The sequence below is a fragment of the Thiocystis minor genome (genome assembly GCF_016653465.1).
Taxonomy (GTDB): Bacteria; Pseudomonadota; Gammaproteobacteria; order Chromatiales; family Chromatiaceae; genus Chromatium; species Chromatium minus.
On record NZ_NHSQ01000090.1, the window covers coordinates 177,373 to 193,317 of the forward strand.

General features: G+C 62.5%; 17 protein-coding genes. 6 read left to right on the plus strand and 11 right to left on the minus strand.

The annotated features are described in order from the left end of the window. Together CCR95_RS13570 and CCR95_RS13575 are read left to right on the plus strand one after the other, a co-directional pair. Positions 1–753, plus strand: coding sequence for an ATP-binding cassette domain-containing protein (locus CCR95_RS13570; RefSeq protein ID WP_242523231.1), 753 nt, complete (start codon positions 1–3; stop codon positions 751–753). Beyond that, positions 750–2,249 carry an ABC transporter permease/substrate-binding protein gene (locus CCR95_RS13575; RefSeq protein ID WP_201095177.1) on the plus strand — a complete coding sequence of 500 codons (1,500 nt, stop codon included), beginning with the start codon at positions 750–752 and terminating at the stop codon, positions 2,247–2,249. The genes CCR95_RS13570 and CCR95_RS13575 overlap by 4 nt, the downstream gene beginning before the upstream one ends. Positions 2,250–2,257: 8 nt before the next feature. Here the strand turns inward: CCR95_RS13575 and lgt are convergent, their stop codons facing one another. The 3 genes from lgt to CCR95_RS13590 all read right to left on the minus strand — a co-directional run bounded on the left by lgt (position 2,258) and on the right by CCR95_RS13590 (position 4,789). After that, the gene (lgt, locus tag CCR95_RS13580) at positions 2,258–3,106 is read right to left on the minus strand and encodes a prolipoprotein diacylglyceryl transferase (RefSeq protein ID WP_201095179.1); all 849 of its coding nucleotides are present in this window, start codon (positions 3,104–3,106) and stop codon (positions 2,258–2,260) included. A gap of 56 nt (positions 3,107–3,162) precedes the next feature. Further along, the gene (locus tag CCR95_RS13585) at positions 3,163–3,711 is read right to left on the minus strand and encodes a Smr/MutS family protein (RefSeq protein WP_338115399.1); all 549 of its coding nucleotides are present in this window, start codon (positions 3,709–3,711) and stop codon (positions 3,163–3,165) included. Between the two features lie 97 nt (positions 3,712–3,808). After that, positions 3,809–4,789 carry an MBL fold metallo-hydrolase gene (locus CCR95_RS13590; RefSeq protein ID WP_201095189.1) on the minus strand — a complete coding sequence of 327 codons (981 nt, stop codon included), beginning with the start codon at positions 4,787–4,789 and terminating at the stop codon, positions 3,809–3,811. Between the two features lie 403 nt (positions 4,790–5,192). On the opposite strand from CCR95_RS13590, the gene CCR95_RS13595 reads away from it, so the two are divergent. Then, on the plus strand, positions 5,193–5,978 hold the full coding sequence (locus tag CCR95_RS13595; protein ID WP_201095191.1) for a DUF2189 domain-containing protein: 786 nt from the start codon (positions 5,193–5,195) through the stop codon (positions 5,976–5,978). Positions 5,979–6,055: 77 nt separating this feature from the next. On the opposite strand, the gene CCR95_RS13600 is transcribed toward CCR95_RS13595, so the two are convergent. The 8 genes from CCR95_RS13600 to CCR95_RS13635 all read right to left on the minus strand — a co-directional run bounded on the left by CCR95_RS13600 (position 6,056) and on the right by CCR95_RS13635 (position 12,591). Continuing rightward, the gene (locus CCR95_RS13600) at positions 6,056–6,718 is read right to left on the minus strand and encodes a sulfotransferase family 2 domain-containing protein (RefSeq protein WP_201095198.1); all 663 of its coding nucleotides are present in this window, start codon (positions 6,716–6,718) and stop codon (positions 6,056–6,058) included. A 13-nt stretch (positions 6,719–6,731) separates the two neighbouring features. Then, a complete protein-coding gene (gene xerC, locus CCR95_RS13605; protein ID WP_201095199.1) occupies positions 6,732–7,637 on the minus strand; it encodes a tyrosine recombinase XerC in 906 nt (301 codons plus the stop codon). A gap of 307 nt (positions 7,638–7,944) precedes the next feature. After that, positions 7,945–8,643 carry a DUF484 family protein gene (locus CCR95_RS13610; protein ID WP_201095200.1) on the minus strand — a complete coding sequence of 233 codons (699 nt, stop codon included), beginning with the start codon at positions 8,641–8,643 and terminating at the stop codon, positions 7,945–7,947. A 10-nt stretch (positions 8,644–8,653) separates the two neighbouring features. Beyond that, positions 8,654–9,484: a diaminopimelate epimerase gene (gene dapF, locus CCR95_RS13615; RefSeq protein ID WP_201095201.1), complete on the minus strand. Its 831-nt coding sequence runs from the start codon at positions 9,482–9,484 to the stop codon at positions 8,654–8,656. After that, on the minus strand, positions 9,481–10,176 hold the full coding sequence (locus tag CCR95_RS13620) for a methyltransferase (protein WP_201095202.1): 696 nt from the start codon (positions 10,174–10,176) through the stop codon (positions 9,481–9,483). The genes dapF and CCR95_RS13620 overlap by 4 nt, the downstream gene beginning before the upstream one ends. After that, positions 10,173–11,420, minus strand: coding sequence for a diaminopimelate decarboxylase (gene lysA, locus CCR95_RS13625; RefSeq protein ID WP_201095203.1), 1,248 nt, complete (start codon positions 11,418–11,420; stop codon positions 10,173–10,175). Before lysA ends, CCR95_RS13620 begins: the two co-directional genes overlap by 4 nt. 22 nt (positions 11,421–11,442) lie before the next feature. Beyond that, positions 11,443–11,664 (minus strand): LPS translocon maturation chaperone LptM, encoded by a 222-nt coding sequence (gene lptM / locus CCR95_RS26360; protein WP_201095205.1) that lies wholly within the window; start codon positions 11,662–11,664, stop codon positions 11,443–11,445. Between the two features lie 105 nt (positions 11,665–11,769). Next, entirely contained in the window at positions 11,770–12,591 is an 822-nt protein-coding gene (locus CCR95_RS13635; RefSeq protein WP_201095208.1) for an META domain-containing protein, read from the minus strand. Positions 12,592–12,741: 150 nt separating this feature from the next. Between CCR95_RS13635 and CCR95_RS13640 the strand changes: the two genes are divergently transcribed. From CCR95_RS13640 to CCR95_RS13650, 3 genes are read left to right on the plus strand one after another with little or no spacing between them, the layout of a single operon-like run. Continuing rightward, positions 12,742–13,728: a TolC family protein gene (locus CCR95_RS13640; protein WP_201095210.1), complete on the plus strand. Its 987-nt coding sequence runs from the start codon at positions 12,742–12,744 to the stop codon at positions 13,726–13,728. Beyond that, positions 13,725–14,495: an efflux RND transporter periplasmic adaptor subunit gene (locus tag CCR95_RS13645; protein ID WP_201095212.1), complete on the plus strand. Its 771-nt coding sequence runs from the start codon at positions 13,725–13,727 to the stop codon at positions 14,493–14,495. The genes CCR95_RS13640 and CCR95_RS13645 overlap by 4 nt, the downstream gene beginning before the upstream one ends. 54 nt (positions 14,496–14,549) lie before the next feature. Then, complete coding sequence (locus CCR95_RS13650; RefSeq protein WP_201095213.1) at positions 14,550–15,683, plus strand: DegT/DnrJ/EryC1/StrS family aminotransferase; 1,134 nt, start codon at positions 14,550–14,552, stop codon at positions 15,681–15,683. Positions 15,684–15,945 lie beyond the last annotated feature (262 nt).

Genomic DNA, 15,945 nt, shown 5'->3' on the forward strand with positions numbered 1-15,945 from the left:
ATGTCGTCCATGTTCGTTCTCGATCAGGTATTCAAGCGTTACGGACAGGCGACCGCCCTTGACGGGGTCACGCTGGCATTCGAGCGGGGGCGAACCACCGCGCTGATCGGCCCCTCGGGATGCGGCAAGTCGACCCTGTTGCGTTTATTGATCGGGCTGCTGACTCCCGACGCGGGCAGCGTCCGCTTCGACGCCCAGCCCCTGGCGGCGGCAAGCCTGCGTCGTCTGCGCCAGCGGATGGGGTATGTCATCCAGCAGGGCGGCTTGTTCCCGCACCTCACGGCTCGCCAGAACGTGACCTTGATGGCGCGTCACCTCGGCTGGTCCCAGGCACGCATCGCGCCGTGCCTGGCGGATCTCACCGCACTGACCCACTTCCCGGCCGACGGACTGGACCGCTATCCGAGCGAACTCTCCGGCGGTCAGAATCAGCGCGTGGCCCTGATGCGCGCGCTCATGCTCGACCCGGAGGCGCTGCTGCTCGACGAGCCGCTCGGCGCCCTGGACCCGATGATCCGCTACGAGCTTCAGGAAGAGTTGAAACAGGTCTTCGCGACCTTGGGCAAGACGGTCGTTTTGGTGACGCACGATTTGGCCGAGGCGGCCTTTCTCGCTCACACCATCGTCCTGATGCGAGCCGGGCGGGTCGTCCAGGTCGGGTGCCTGACGGATCTGATGACCGCGCCCGCCGAACCCTTCGTCGAACAATTCATCCGCGCCCAGCGCAGCCATCTGACGGAGGCGGTCTTTTGACAGCTCGCCGCGCATGGGCTTTTCTCGGCGTGCTGTCCGCCCTGATGCCGCTGCTCGCCGGTTGCGGTCGGACCGGTGACGAGGTCGTGATCGGTAGCAAGAAGTTTACCGAGAGTGTCGTGCTCGGGGAGGTGCTGAAGGATCTGGTCGCCGACTCTGGCACGCCGGTGCGCCACCGTCGCGCGCTCGGCGGCAGCCGGATTCTCTTCAATGCCCTGGCCAACGGCGAGATCGACGCCTATGTCGAGTACACCGGAACCCTGACCCATGAAATCCTGGCCCGTTCCGAGCCCCAGGATGAGGCGGCGCTCGTTGCCCGCCTGGCGACGGATGGCATCCGCATGGCCGGCTCGATCGGTTTTCAGAACAACTTTGCGCTCGGCATCCCGGAGTCCAGGGCGGCCGCCTTGGGAGTCGCAAGCATCTCCGATCTCAAGGCCCACCCGGATCTTCGACTGCGCTTTGGCAGCGAGTTCATGGATCGCGCCGATGGTTGGCCCGGTCTGCGCGACGTCTATGGACTGCCGCAGCGCGATGTGCGCGGCGTCGAACACGAGTTGGCCTATCGCGCGCTTGGCGCCGGAGATGCCGACGTCACCGAGGTCTATACGACCGACGCCGAGATCGCCGCTTACGATCTGCGAACCCTCGTCGACGATCAAGGTTATTTCCCGCGCTACGATGCCGTGCTGCTCTACCGGGCGGACCTGGAGCAGCGCTCGCCCCTGGCGGTGGCGGCATTGCGGCGCAGTCTCGGTCTGATCGACGCGGAGCGGATGATCGCGCTGAATGCGGCGGTGAAGATCGATGGCCGCGCCGAGGCCGAGGTTGCCGCCGACTGGCTGCGCACCCGGTTCGATCTCGCGGTCGCCGCCCCGACCGAGGGCCGCGCCGCACGTCTGTTACGCTATACCCTTGAGCACGCGATGCTGGTCGGCGTGTCGCTTCTGGCAGCGGTGGTTGTGGCCGTGCCGCTCGGCATCCTGGCCGCCTACCGTCGCCGTCTGGGGCAGAGTCTGCTTGCACTGGTCGGCATCCTGCAAACCATTCCGGCCCTGGCGCTGCTGGTGGTCATGATCCCCTTTCTCGGGATCGGCGCGGGTCCGGCCTTGGTGGCGCTGTTTCTCTACAGTTTGCTGCCGATCGTGCGCAACACTCATGCCGGTCTTGTCGGCATCCCCGCCACCCTGCGCGAGTCCGCCGATGCCCTGGGGCTGTCTGCTGGCGCCCGTCTGTGGCGGATCGAACTGCCGCTAGCACTGCCGACTTTGCTCGCCGGCATCAAGACCGCGGCCGTGATCAACATCGGTGCGGCCACGCTTGGCGCACTGATCGGCGCCGGCGGGTATGGCCAGCCGATTCTGGCCGGCATTCGGCTCGACGACACGGGTTTGATCCTGGAAGGCGCCATTCCCTCGGCGCTGTTCGCGCTCGCCGCGCAATGGTTTTTCGAGCGGGCGGAGCGGGCGGCGGTTCCGCGCGGGATTCGCGGCTAAGAGAGCAATCAGTGCGCTGGCGGTCGCCCCGTCGAGGTTTGGGGACGATACGCGAGCGCTAGCAGGAGCGCTCCGGCGAGGATCATGGGGAGCGTCAGCAACTGCCCCATGGTGAGCCAGTCGAAGGCGAGGTAGCCGATGTGGGCATCCGGCAACCGCACGAATTCCACCATGAATCGGAATGTCCCGTAACCGAGCAGGAACAGACCCGAGACGGCCATCATGGGGCGCGGTTTGCGGGAGAAGAACCAGAGGATGAAGAACAGCGCGACTCCTTCCAACGCCGCTTCGTAGAGTTGCGAGGCATGGACCGGTGGACTCCAGAGGGTGTCCCGCGCCTGATCCAGGCATTGACCTGGAAATTGGTCGCAGGGCAGGCGCATGCCCCAGGGGGCGTCGGTGCGATGACCCCAAAGCTCTCCGTTGATGAAATTGCCGAGTCGGCCGGCGAGGAGCCCCGGCGGTACGAGCGGGGCCAGAAAGTCGGCGACCTGGAAGAAACGCATCCGCTGGCGGCGCGCGAAGAAGAGGATGGCCAGCAGGACGCCGATCAGACCGCCGTGAAAGGACATGCCACCTTCCCAGACCTTCAAAAGACTCAGCGGATTGGCGAGGATCTGGTCGAAGCCGTAGAAAAACATGTAGCCGAGACGTCCGCCGGCGATGGTGCCGATGACGCAATAGAAGATCAGGTCGTCCACCATTTCGCCGGTCCAGCCGGAGCCGGGGCGCGAGCCGCGCCAGCGGCCCAGCGTCCAGGCCACGGCGAAGCCGACGAGATACATGAGACCGTACCAATGGACCTTGAGCGGTCCAATGGCCAGCGCGATGGGGTCGAGTTCGGGGTAGGTCAGCATGGGTGCGGATGGTATCACGGCGACAGATGCGGGTTGAACCTGATCCGACAGGATCGTCAGCGTCGCTCGCCCTGCCTTTGTTTGTTGGGATTGCGCAACAGGACATAGACCGCGCCCGTGCCGCCATCGCGTCGGGTGGCCGAACAGAAGGCCAGAACCTGATCGTAGAGGCGTAGCCAGTAGTTGATCTTCTGTTTGAGAACCGGCTGATTGCCCGAGGAACGATGCCCCTTGCCATGGATGATGCGCGCGCAGCGGACATGACGATGGCCGCACTCGGCAAGGAACTCGGCGAGGAGCTGCCGGGCATGCTCGGCATGCAGACCGTGCAGATCCACTTCCAGCCCCACCTCGATCGCGCCGCGTTGCAGGTCGGCGAGCACCCGGCGTTGAATGCCGGGGCGGGCAAACAGGAGAAAGTCATGCGTTTCGACTTCGGATTCGGACAGGGTAACGCGCGCCGCGTCTTCTGGCGGCACGATGGCACGCGGGCGTGGAATGGGCGGCGGTTTGGGGCGATAGGTCGCGACCACATCATGTTGTAGCGGCGCGGCGTCCCGGACTTGCTGTCGAAATAAGTCTACGCCATCTTTTTCTTTCTCAATCAATGAGTCACCTCTCATCTCCCAACGGTTTGGTGACTGGGATTTTTCACGGTTTCGTCACGCCGCTCTGCGTTCGGTTGTTCGGCCCCGTCGCGGTTTAAGCCGCAGCCCGCTGCTCGCGTCGTTGCAGCCAGACGTGCAATCCCTGCGCATTGAGTTCGGTATCGACCGCCAATAATTCATTGATCCGAGCATCAGGAATGTCAACGCCGTGCGCGCGAGCGCTGGCGATCAAGTGCTCGGCGATGGCGGCCTTGAGCCGGGCCTGCCGCTCACCGTCTGCCCGGCCTTCTTCGGCGAGCGCCAGGTTCGCCATGTCCCGGATGCTCTGGCGTAGATCGTCCACGAGTGCCTCGGGATGATCGACGCGGCCATAGTGGGTCAGATACATGACCTGGGGGGCGAAGGCCATCAACTTGTCCAGGCTGGCGAGCCACCGATCGGGGTCGAAGGCCACCGGCGTGGTTGGGGCGTACAGCCAGGAACCTCGGGCGGTCTTGAACTCGCGGTAGGCGATGCCAAAGGTATCGCCGGTGAAAAAGCCCTGGGTTCTGGCGTCGAAAAGACAGCCGTGATGGTTCGCGTGGCCGGGCGTGTCGAGGAAGGTCAGCACGCGGCCATTGAGATCGAAGGTTTGACCATCCTCGGCCAGGATGACCCGCTCGGCCGGGACGGGTGTCAGGGTGCCGAAATCCCTGGCAAAGGCGGCTTCTCCATAGACGTCCGAGGACCCGGCGATGAGCTTGCCGGGATCGATCAAATGGGGCGCGCCCTTGGGATGAATGATCAGATGCGCGTTGGGACAGGTGGCCATCAGACCCCCGGCTCCGCCCGCATGATCCAGATGGACATGGGTTGGGATCACATAATCCACCTGTTCTGGCGTCAGGCCGAGTTTGGCAATCACCGCCAGGAGAGCGGGCACGCTGTGGGCCGTGCCGGTATCGACGAAGGCTAGTCGATCGCCCTCGCGCACCAGATAGCAGGCCGCGAGTCCGTGTCGGTAGAGACCGGTTTCAATGCAATGGATGCCCTCGGCAAGCTCTTCGACGAGGGGGACGAAAGTGGCGTGAGACATGATGGCTCCGAGACTTGATCTAGCGATACTGTGATCCGTTGGGACGACCGGCCAATTGCTTCGACAGTCTAAACGAAGAACTCGACGATTCGCAGTTTGGCAGTGATCCGTCCTGCTTCGCCCGTTGCCCGCTGCGGTTTCCGGGCCGCAGAGCGGCCTGAATATAAGCAAAAAGACAAAATCTAATACATTGATTACTATCATCTTTCGCTTGCGTTTTTCAAAAAAGTCATAGATCGTTTGACGCTGGCGTTATCGCTTAGGCGCCATCAATCAATCACCCGATCGAATCCGCGTCCACCGTGACATGCTTCGCGTCCCCGTGACCTCCGTCTCGCGGTTCGCAACGGCGGCCGGCGCAGCGCGAATGAAGACTCGGATCATCCTTTTGGAGGAAACTGCCATGCACACGATTGCCGCCGCGGAACAATCGAGCCGGGACGAACCGCGTGTCAACAAGATCGATTTCGAGAATATCTGGCAGTGGCTGGGCAAAGGGTGGGGCGATATCAAGTCCGCGCCCGGTTACAGTCTGACCTATGGCGCGGGCATTGTGCTGATCAGCGGCTTGATTACACTCTTGCTGGTCGTAGGCCATCTGACCTTTCTGGTGCCGTTTTTAATCGCCGGTTTTTTTCTGGTTGCGCCGCTGCTGGCCATCGGGCTGTATCAGATGAGCGCTCACCTGGAACGCGGCGAGTCCCTGAAGACCTGCCAGGCACTAGAGGCATTCAAGCGTAATCAGGGACAACTTGGAATCGCGACCGCTTTTCTGGTGATGATCATGCAACTGTGGATTCTTGCCACGGTTTTTCTGTTTATCATGCTGTTCAATCATCCATTCCCGACGTGGGAGCGTTTCATCCCCGTTGTGTTCCTGTCTGGCGAGCACACCCTGATCCTGGTGTCGATCACGGTCGTCGGCGCCTTTTTCGCGGCTTGTGCCTTCTGTATCAGCGCCATTACCGTGCCGATGCTGATCGACCGACCGATCAATGCCTTGACCGCCATGCGAACCAGTGTCAGGGCCGTCGCGCTGAACTGGGTTCCCATGCTGTTGTGGGCGACGCTGATCGTCTTCATTGTCGGCGTCGGTCTCGTGACCTTTTATATCGGACTGTTTATCGCTGTTCCGCTGGTTGGTCATGCGACCTGGCATGCTTATCGAGACCTTGTGCCAAGAGATTGAGTTCGCGTCCCGCCGACCGCCGCGAGCGACCTCGACACGGAGGTTTTCGCAACCCCTGAGACCGCTCCGGTGGCGATTTAATCCGGTTCGAACCGATACTCCAGCAATTGGATGTCGCGGGCAAAATAGCTGGCAACCAGTTCGGCGGTTTGGTCGTTGTAATACCCACGATAGTCTTGCTTGCGATCCGCTGCCTTGCGGGCGTGGGGCAGGGCGGGCGGCTGGATGCCGATCCGTGCGCAGGCGGTCGCAAAATCATCGTGCAGGCGTTCATAGCGGCCGATGAAGTCCACGATGACCTGACCGTGCAGATCGATCAGATAGTCCGATTGCAAGGTGATGGAAGTATCGAGGTGGTATTGGTAGGGGCGTTGCGGATCGAGCTTCCAGCGTAGAAAGTCCTCGAAAGTTTCGCGCCCCCCCAGAAAGCGCGGGCGCTCCCGGCGAATGTGATGAAAGGAACTGACCTGAAGATCCCAAGGATTGCGGACAAAGGCGAATTTGAACAACGCGTCGAAAAATTCCCTGGGCAAGAGTTCCCGGGCGGCGATCACCTTGGCGTGGCGCGGCAGCTTGGTCGCAATGCGATGTCCGCTCAGATGGCTGAAACGGCTGCACAGAAACATGGGGTAATACCAGGGGTCGCGCCAGCGCAAGCCTTCTAGAGCCGAGCGCACGCTGGTTCCGCCGGTCTTGGCGATATGGACGAAGAGAAACCGGTATTTGGGAGAGAGCAACATGATGGGGTCCGATCTAAGGTTTTTTCCTTGCCCGAGGATGCGCTTGATCGTAGACCTGAGCCAGATGCTGGAAATCCAGATGCGTGTAGATCTGGGTGGTGCCGATATCGGCATGTCCGAGCAGTTCCTGTACGGCGCGCAGATCGCCGGAGGATTCCAGCAGATGGGTGGCGAAGCTGTGGCGCAGCAGGTGCGGATGCAGTCCGCGGCTGGCGCCCTGGGTTCGTGCCCATTGGGCGAGACGAACCTGTACGGTACGTGGATGGATGCGGGTGCCGCGACTGCTGACGAAGAGCGCGGACTCATCGACATTGGCGAGATTGGCGCGCACCCGCAGCCAGGTTTGCACTGCTTCGCGGGCCTTTGTGCCGACCGGAACACGACGTGTTTTGGCGCCTTTGCCGAGGACGGACAGTTCGCCCTCGGTCATGTCGATGTCGCCCAGATTCACCCCGACCAGTTCCGCCAGACGCAGGCCGGACGAGTAGAACAGCTCGACCATGGCGGTGTCGCGAAGCGTCAAGAGATCATCGTCGGCGTGGTCCAGGAGGCTGCACAGTTGATCCGCGTCGAGTGTGACCGGCAACTTGCGCGGGGTTTTGGGCGCGCGCACCCCGACAGCGGGGTTGGCGTTCGCGCGCCCCTCGCGCAGCAGCCAGCGGTAGAGGCTGCGTAGGCTTGAGAGTTCGCGCTGCAGGGTCTTGCCGGAGGCACCGTTGCGATGACGCCAGGCAATGTATTGACGCACCCTCTGTGCGTCGAGCTGGTCGATCGCTCCGGTGTCAGTGTCGGTCAGCCAGACGGCGAGACGTTCCAGGTCGCGGCGATAATTGGTCAGGGTATGCTCGGCCAAGCGACGCTCATGGGCGAGATGGGCGAGAAAAGGTCCGATCGGATCTGGCGCTGTCTCGGTGTTCATCGATTGCGATTCGTGCGTGGCGGCGATCATCGTCTCGGTCATCGCGAGCGATGCCTCGCCTCCGCCCCACGAGTCATGATCATCGCTGTAGCAAGCTGAACAGCGATCATTTCCGTTGTCGTTGTCGTAATCATAATCGGATGCTTCGATCATCGATCCGACCAGTGTTCGGGGGGCGGGTGTCCCGCCCCCATGTCGCAGATTGCTTGAGGGCGCCAAATGCTTGCAGATGCGTTGTCGATGATTCGATTACGACAACGACAACGACAACGACAACGACAACGGTAAACTTGACGCATCCGCAAGGTTAACAATGGCCGCATGGCGCGAGCGGAACCGCTTTCAGCTTATGGCCGACGATTTCGCCGAGTTGGTCGAGCAGGTCGGTGCCCATGTCGGGGCGGAAGCGTTCCGGGTCCGCGCTGCCGATGGCGAGGACGCCGGATTGGCCATCGGCGAGGATCGGTATCAGGGCCGCGGTCCGCATGGCGACGCCGATTTCGCCGAACAGGACGACGCCTTTCTCCTCGTTCAATGGCCCACAGAGTGCGTGTTCACGATCCACGAAATCACGGAAAGCCGCAGTCAGCGGATCCAGTTGGCCGTTGTCCGCCGGCGCTAAAGGGAAGAGCTTGAGGCTGACCGCCTCGGCGTTGAACTCACGGCGCAGACCGTCCTTGAGGAGGTGACAGAGGTGGTCTGGATCGTTGACCGACAGCAGTTGCAACACCAGACCATGCAGACGTGCGGACAGCGTTTCATATTCCCGCGCGCGGGAGATGAGATGGCTGAGACGGTTGCGCTCGGTCTCAAGCTGTTTGCGCAGAACCCGCACCTGTTGCTCGATCAACGAGATGGCGCCGCCGGTGTGGTGCGGAACCCGCAGGGCAATCAGAACTTCCGGGTTGTGCTCGAAGAAGGTTGGGTGATTGAGCAGATAGCTCGTCACCAGCGTGTGGAGTGCGGGATCCTCGGGTGTGGCCGGTTCGGCCTGCTGACTGCTCACGACTGTGCCCTCATGGATCGATTTCCCCCTGGAACACGGTTTCGGCCTGACCCGTCATCCAGACCGTCTGAGATTGACCGCGCCACTCTATCATAAGATCGCCGCCCGGCAGACTGACCCGCGCGCGGGTGTCGAGCAGTCCGCGCAGCCGTCCGCTGACGACCGCTGCGCAGGCCCCAGTGCCGCAGGCGAGGGTCTCGCCGGCGCCACGCTCATGGACGCGCAGGCGGATGTGCGTCGGGGTCAGGATCTGCATGAAACCGACGTTGACCCGGCGGGGAAAGCGCGGGTGCGACTCGATGAGCGGACCGAGTCGGGCGACCGGGGCGGTCTCGACATCCTCGACCAGCAGCACGGCATGCGGATTGCCCATGGAGACCGCGCCGATGGTCAGCGTCTCGCCGGCGACCTCCAGCGTGGCGGTTGGGCTTGAGGTGTCGGCCTGAAAGGGGATACGGGCGGGCGTCAATTCGGGTTGTCCCATGTCGACTCGCACCTGTCCGTCCGGCTCCAGATAGAGTCGGATCGCGCCGGCGGCGGTCCCGACCGGGATCTCGTCGCGATCGCTCAAGCCCTGATCGCGGACGAAGCGGGCGAAGCAGCGGGCGCCGTTGCCGCACTGTTCGACCTCCGAGCCATCGGCGTTGAAGATGCGGTAGTGGAAGTCGGTGCCGGCCAGACGCGGCGGTTCGACCAGCAGGATCTGATCGCAGCCGATGCCGAAACGCCGGTCGGCGAGGCGGCGGATGGTCGATGGGTCGAGATCGACGTGCTGACGAATGGCGTCGAAAACGACGAAGTCGTTGCCGAGTCCGTGCATCTTGGTGAACCGCAAACTCATCCTTCGATTCCGCTCGGCAGGGAGCCAGGCAAACGTCCCGAAACGGCCAGATGGCGATCGCTGACGACGGCAACCTCCAGCGTGGTCAGTCCGGCTTCGGCAAGCTGGACGACGACCTCCTGGGGCTCGAAGGCGGCGAACAGCGAATGGCGGAAGTCGGCGCGCAGAACCTCCGGGGCGCCATCGGCATAGGTCGCCACCAGCGCCTCGGCCCAGCCGGCGGAGGCCGGGCGCATCAGATCCATGATGAGAACCAGCGCGCCCGGTTTGGCGGCCTCCCGAATGCCGCGCCAGAGCACCTGCGGATCGTGCAGATGATGCAGCAGGCTGTTGGACAGAATCAGGTCGTAGTGGGCGCTCGGGATCTGCGTGGAGGGGATGTTGTCGCGGATCAACCGGCAGCGCGGCGCGACGCCGGGGAGTCCGTCCAACGCTTGCTGGGCGAGATCGAGCATGGACTGGGCGCCGTCGAGCGCGTCGCAGGTCGCTTTCGGGTAGGCACGCAGAAAGCGGATGCTGATGTCCGCCGGACCACAGCCGAGATCGAGCGCGCGGGCGCCATGAAGATCGCCTGGCTGCAGCTGTTTCAGCAGTTCGATGAACAGCGTGTTGGATTCGGAGAAATCCGCCTCGGCATAGGCGAGCGCCTGCTCGACGCCATCCATCAACTCGGGTTCGAGACGGCGTTTCACGGCAGCACGGACTCCCCCGCGAAGAGGCTGGCGACGGTCTCGCGTTCCCGCACCAGCGTCGCCCGGTCGCCGTCGACCATCACCTCGGCCACGCGCGGTCGGCTGTTGTAGTTGGAACTCATGGTGAAGCCATAGGCGCCGCTGCCGCGCACGGCGAGCAGGTCGTCCTCGCGCAGGGCCAGGGTGCGTTCCTTGCCGAGAAAGTCCGCCGTCTCGCAGACCGGCCCGACCAGATCGTAACGAGCGGGGTCGGCATCGCTCGCGCGCACGACCGGGACGATGTCCTGGTTGGCCTGATAGAGGGCGGGGCGCAGCAGGTCGTTCATGGCCGCGTCGAGAATCGCGAAATGGCGGTGTTCGCCGTGCTTGAGATATTCCACGCGAGTCAGCAGGATGCCGGCATTGCCGGCGATGGCGCGTCCGGGCTCCAGAATGACCTCATAGGGACGGCTGGCAAGCTGATAACTCAGGGCGGCGGCATAGGCCGCGGGTTCCGGCGGATGTTCCTCGCGATAGCGGATTCCCAGCCCGCCGCCCAGATCAAGATGTTCGAGCACGATGCCGGACTGCGCCAGACGGTCGGCCAGGGCGATGACCCGGCCCAGCGCGTCGATGAAGGGCGCCAGATCGGTCAGTTGCGAGCCGATGTGACAGTCGATGCCGGTGATCCGCAGGTTGGGCAGGGCGGCGGCGCGGAGATAAACGGCCTCGGCGGACTGGATGTCGATGCCGAATTTGTTTTCCTTGAGCCCGGTGGCGATGTAAGGGTGGGTCCGGGCGTCCACGTCCGGATTGACCCGCAGCGAGACCGGCGCCTTGCAACCGAGTTCGCCCGCGAGGCGGTCGAGCCGGAGCAATTCGGATTCCGACTCGACATTGAAGCAGCGGATGCCGACCTCGAGCGCGCGGCGGATCTCGTCCGCGCGTTTGCCGACGCCGGAGAAGATCACCTTGGCGGGATCGCCGCCCGCCGCCAGCACCCGTTCGAGTTCGCCCACCGAGACGATGTCGAAACCCGAGCCCAAGCGGGCCAGGACATTGAGCACCGCTAGATTGGAATTGGCCTTAACCGCGAAGCAGATCAGATGCGGATGCTCGCGAAAGGCGCGGTCGAAGGCGCGCCAGTGGCGTTCGAGCGTGGCCCGCGAATAGACGTAACAGGGCGTGCCGAAACGCTCGGCGATGGCGGTGAGTGGGACGTCCTCGACATGAAGGACACCGTCGCGTTCGTTGAAATGATCCATTCGGGGTCGCTGCTGTTCTCGGCTAGGGCGGGTTGGGCCGGGTCGCGGATGTCGCTGTCGTCCCTTCGGCTTCGCTCAGGTCAAGCGGTGGGGCGACTGGAACGTCCGCGCCTGGGGCAGGGGTGTTGGCTGGCGTCTCTTCGGGCAGATAAAGCGGTCCCTTTTGGCCGCAGGCGCCCAGCATACTGAGGATCCCAAGGGTCACGACCACGGCGATGAAGAGAGATCGAGCCCAGCAGTGCATGAAGCGCCTCGCGCGAAATTTTAGGATTGGCCAGGGGGCGTCAAGTATACATGGCAGGGTTCAGGTTGGGCGTGTGCCCGCAAGGCTCGCGGGCGCTCGACCGAATCACTCGGCCGGAGTGGGCGTCGCGGGAGCTTGAAACCGTACGGCGGTCTTGCCGTCCGCGTCGAGGAGCGTCAGTTGGCGGCCTTCGATCTGATAGCCGGCGACGGTGCCGAGCGCTGCGGTATAGGCGGCGGCCTGCGCGGCGACGGCATCCGGACCCCGGCAGGCCATGCGGGTGGTTGCGATCGGACCGATTGTCAGCCGGTCGCCTTCGAGTCGATATCCGCTCATGTAGCGATTGCAGCCATCGGAGCCGCCAAGCGTTCCCTCTTCGCTGAATTCAAGACTGATGTCGGCGCCGGCGAGAGGCGAGACGAGCGCCTGTTTGCCGTTGTTGTACACTTCCAGCATCCAGGTCGCGCCCACCAATGGCGATGCCTGGAACGCCTGAAAACCGAGCAGGGTCTGGTTTGACGCGTCGAGCAATTCGAGCCGGTCGCCGATCTGTCGATAGGCGGCGACGCTGGGGAGCGCGGCGGTGACCGCCTGTTCCTGCCGCATCAGCGGTTCGGGGCAGGCCATCATGGTGGATGCCAGGTTCTTGTCGATCGTCAGGCCGGTTCCGTCGAGACGGTAGGCGCCGGTGATCTGATTGCAGCCGGCGTTGCCTGTGATCCGTCCGGCTGTAAACCGAAAGAGCGCTGGTTTGGCCTTGGCGATCACCGCAACGGGACCGTTCGCGGAGGGGTGGCTGGTCAGTTGCCAGGTTTCCCCCTCCAGCGGGCTGGAGGGGGGCTCGACGGCGGACTCGGTTGCACCGACCGGGCTAGAGAGCACGGCGATCATAAGTGTGGCGGCAAGCGTATGACGGATCTGTTGCATGAGAAAATCTCCGGAAAGATTGCACGAAATGAGAAGCCGGTCTGTGCCAAATGACTTGAGCCTTTACCCCCGCACCGTTTACTCTCTCGATCAAGATCACGGTAGCCAATGAACCATCTCCACTCTCCACAGACTCCTGCGTGAAGATCCATGCGCCTGTCGATTTCCGTTTCATCCCTGACGATCGTGTTGCTGATCCTGGCGGTCGTCGAGACCGGGTCAGGCGTGGCGTGGGCGGTCTCCGATCCACTGAGCCTGGAGCAGGCGCTGAAGACGCTCGATGCTCACCCGCGCATGGCCGCATCCGCGGATCTTCATGCGCGCTTACCAAGACGTCAGTCCCTGTATCTGGATTGTCATGGGTTGGCATTCAATCACAGCCTGTTTGACGATCCTAACCGGAATCACCCCTTGTCGGCCCTGCTATCGCCGCTGGCGGCACAACAGTTGGAGGTCATGGCGCGGTTCTTCGACGTGCTGCTGGCGGATTTGAGCTTTGCCAGCGAGAGCGAGGCCATGGCGGTCGCCTATATCCAATTCGACCGGGCGTCGGTGCGTCGTCAACTCGGTCAGGTGTCCGAACTGAGGGTGCTGGAACTCGAGACGGTCTATCAGAACCTTCTCCATCGCCGGGCCGCGAACGAGATTGGCCAGCAATGGGCTCGCTCGCTGTTGGCTCAGGCGCTTGGACAGCCCGAGGATATACCAAGAAATCTGACCGAGCCGACCTTGCCGACCTTGGCGGACGGGTTCCCAACGCTGGATGCATTGCTTGCCAGGGCCGCCGAGGGCCAGGCCGTGCGCACGCTGGGCCAGGATCGCCCGGAGTCGGAACGGGCGCTGATTCAGATGGAGTTGCGTCAACAGATTCTGGAACTGTTGCTGCGTCTAAAGGCGCTGGTCGCGGCGGAGCGGAGCGTGAGCACCGAAGCGACCTGGCGCGATCTGAAGCTGGACGAGAGCCGAACCCTGTACGATCAGGAGGTAACGGCGGATCTTGGTTACTCCATGAGCCAGCAGACCCAAACCCGTCTATTGGAACAGCGCGTGGCCTATTGTCAGACGTTGACCTGGGCCGAACTGAACGCGCTTTCCGGCCAGCCTCTGTGGGCGCCAACACCTCGGGATGAACCATGATGCAGCGTGGGTTGATCGCTCTGTTACTCCTGCTGTCGGTTGCCGAAGCTCGGGCCGTGGTGGAGCTCAAGGGATGGCTCGAATGGGTCCAGGAAGTCGAGATGCGGGTGCTGGAGAACGGCGTCGTCGATGAGGTTGCCGTCAGCGCCGGCCAGCATGTGAAGAAAGGCGATCTGCTGTTGCGCATGGATCAGCGCGAGGCCAGGGCTAATTTATTGGAAGCGCGCGCGCGCGTTGCTCGCGCGCGGGTGGAAGGCGAACAGGCCCAACGCGAACTGACCCGCGGCCAGGAACTCTTCGACCGTGGATTGATCGCGATTGAGGAACTGAAAGACGCCGAACTCAAACGGGTCGCCGCGGTGGCCGAAGAGGAGGCGGCAAAGGCCGTCGAGGCATCGAGGGTGGTCGCCCTGGAGCATACCGAACTACTGGCCCCCTTCGACGGGATCGTCGTGGCGCGACATGTCTGGAATGGCGCCGTCATTTACAAAACGCTCCAGCAGAAACCGCTCATCGTCATTGCGCCAGACGATCGGATGCTCGCCCGCGCCCTGGTGACCGCCAATGTGCTGCGAGGCGTGAAGCAGGGGCAGGCCGCGAAGGTGACAGTCAATGGAACGGTCCGCGAGGGTAAAGTGTACAGCCTGGGGGTGCAGTCGGTCCGTGTCGAACTGGAAGGCGCTGTTTATTATCTGGATATCGTCTTCGACCGGCGGACCAACGAGTTGCTTCGTCCGTCTGAGACGGTGCAGATCCTTTTACCCTGAGACGGTTCTGAGACGGTTTTATGTCCTTGGCACAATTACTGATAGGCAAGATGAATGCAATTTATTGATTTAAAGACCCAATACAGCCTGATCGAAGAAAACGTCAAGGCCCGGATCGAGACCGTTCTACAGCACGGCCAATTTATCATGGGGCCGGAGATTCAGGAATTGGAGGAGCGGCTGGCCGAGTTTGTCGGGGTGCGTCACTGCATCGGGATGTCGAGCGGCACGGACGCGCTGCTGGCGGCCATGATGGCATTGGAGATCGGCCGCGGCGACGAAGTCATCACGACGCCCTTCACCTTCATCGCCACCGGCGAAATGATTGCGCTGCTCGGCGCACGCCCGATTTTTGTCGACATCGATCCCGTTACCTATAACCTCAACCCCGAATTGCTGGAGGATGCCATCACCGGGCGGACTCGCGCCATCATGCCGGTGTCGCTGTACGGACAGTGCGCGGAGATGGGCGCCATCAACGCGGTTGCCGAGCGACATCGGTTGCCCGTGATCGAGGATGCGGCGCAAAGTTTCGGCGCCAGCGATCAGGGGCGGCGTTCCTGCGGGATGTCGCTGATCGGATGCACCTCTTTTTTCCCGGCCAAGCCATTGGGCGCTTATGGCGATGGCGGCGCCTGTTTCACCAGCGACGACGCACTGGCCAAGAAGCTCAGAGAGATCCGGAATCACGGTCAGGATCGGCGTTATCATCACCCGAGCCTGGGTCTGAATGGGCGTCTGGATACGATTCAGGCCGCTGTTTTGCTGGCTAAAATGGATATTTTCCCTGACGAGATCGCGTCTCGATCAAAAGTAGGGGCACGGTATACGGAGTTACTGAACCAGCGTGGAGCTGCCTCGACCGCTACCGGAGGCGCATCGGTGCTGACCCCGGCGATCCGGCCAGACAATTTGTCTGTCTATGCGCAATATACGATTCAGGTGCCCAATCGAGATGAGGTCGCAACGCAGCTTCAGGATGAGGGTATTCCGATCGCCGTTCATTATCCTGTTCCACTGAACGAACAGCCCGTGTTTCATGTCGGTCTGGAGACAGGAGCGACCCCTGTCAGCGCTGCCGTTGCGAAGCGCGTCATCAGTTTGCCCATGCATCCTTACCTGTCAGAGAACGAGCAAATCCAGGTGGTGGATGCTGTCGCCAAGGCGGTTGGTTTGTCTTCGCCATAAAAACATCCGTTCGAGGTTGACACCTCCCTCTCTGGCTCGGTAGAGTAATCGGCTTGCTCAGGAGGGGCGGACATGCGGAACGGAGTTGGGTCGACGAGGGGGGTTGACAAGCGAGCGAGGGAGCGTAGAATGGTTGGTCTTGGCGGTGCGGAAGTTTACGAGTTTCGGCATTGTCCAGCAGTTCTTTAGCAATTTGTTCAGATGTTTTGTGTGGGTGCTCCGGGTGTCTTTTGCGGTCTGAAGACATTGGCGAACCGCTGAT

Bases quoted from the DNA above. Each gene is read 5' to 3' on its own strand.
- CCR95_RS13570 (WP_242523231.1), top strand. From the start codon at position 1: ATGTCGTCCATGTTCGTTCTCGATCAGGTATTCAAGCGTTACGGACAG.
- lgt (WP_201095179.1), bottom strand. From the start codon at position 3,106: ATGCTGACCTACCCCGAACTCGACCCCATCGCGCTGGCCATTGGACCG.
- CCR95_RS13590 (WP_201095189.1), bottom strand. From the start codon at position 4,789: ATGTCTCACGCCACTTTCGTCCCCCTCGTCGAAGAGCTTGCCGAGGGC.
- CCR95_RS13595 (WP_201095191.1), top strand. From the start codon at position 5,193: ATGCACACGATTGCCGCCGCGGAACAATCGAGCCGGGACGAACCGCGT.
- CCR95_RS13600 (WP_201095198.1), bottom strand. From the start codon at position 6,718: ATGTTGCTCTCTCCCAAATACCGGTTTCTCTTCGTCCATATCGCCAAG.
- xerC (WP_201095199.1), bottom strand. From the start codon at position 7,637: ATGAACACCGAGACAGCGCCAGATCCGATCGGACCTTTTCTCGCCCAT.
- dapF (WP_201095201.1), bottom strand. From the start codon at position 9,484: ATGAGTTTGCGGTTCACCAAGATGCACGGACTCGGCAACGACTTCGTC.
- lysA (WP_201095203.1), bottom strand. From the start codon at position 11,420: ATGGATCATTTCAACGAACGCGACGGTGTCCTTCATGTCGAGGACGTC.
- lptM (WP_201095205.1), bottom strand. From the start codon at position 11,664: ATGCACTGCTGGGCTCGATCTCTCTTCATCGCCGTGGTCGTGACCCTT.
- CCR95_RS13635 (WP_201095208.1), bottom strand. From the start codon at position 12,591: ATGCAACAGATCCGTCATACGCTTGCCGCCACACTTATGATCGCCGTG.
- CCR95_RS13640 (WP_201095210.1), top strand. From the start codon at position 12,742: ATGCGCCTGTCGATTTCCGTTTCATCCCTGACGATCGTGTTGCTGATC.
- CCR95_RS13645 (WP_201095212.1), top strand. From the start codon at position 13,725: ATGATGCAGCGTGGGTTGATCGCTCTGTTACTCCTGCTGTCGGTTGCC.
- CCR95_RS13650 (WP_201095213.1), top strand. From the start codon at position 14,550: ATGCAATTTATTGATTTAAAGACCCAATACAGCCTGATCGAAGAAAAC.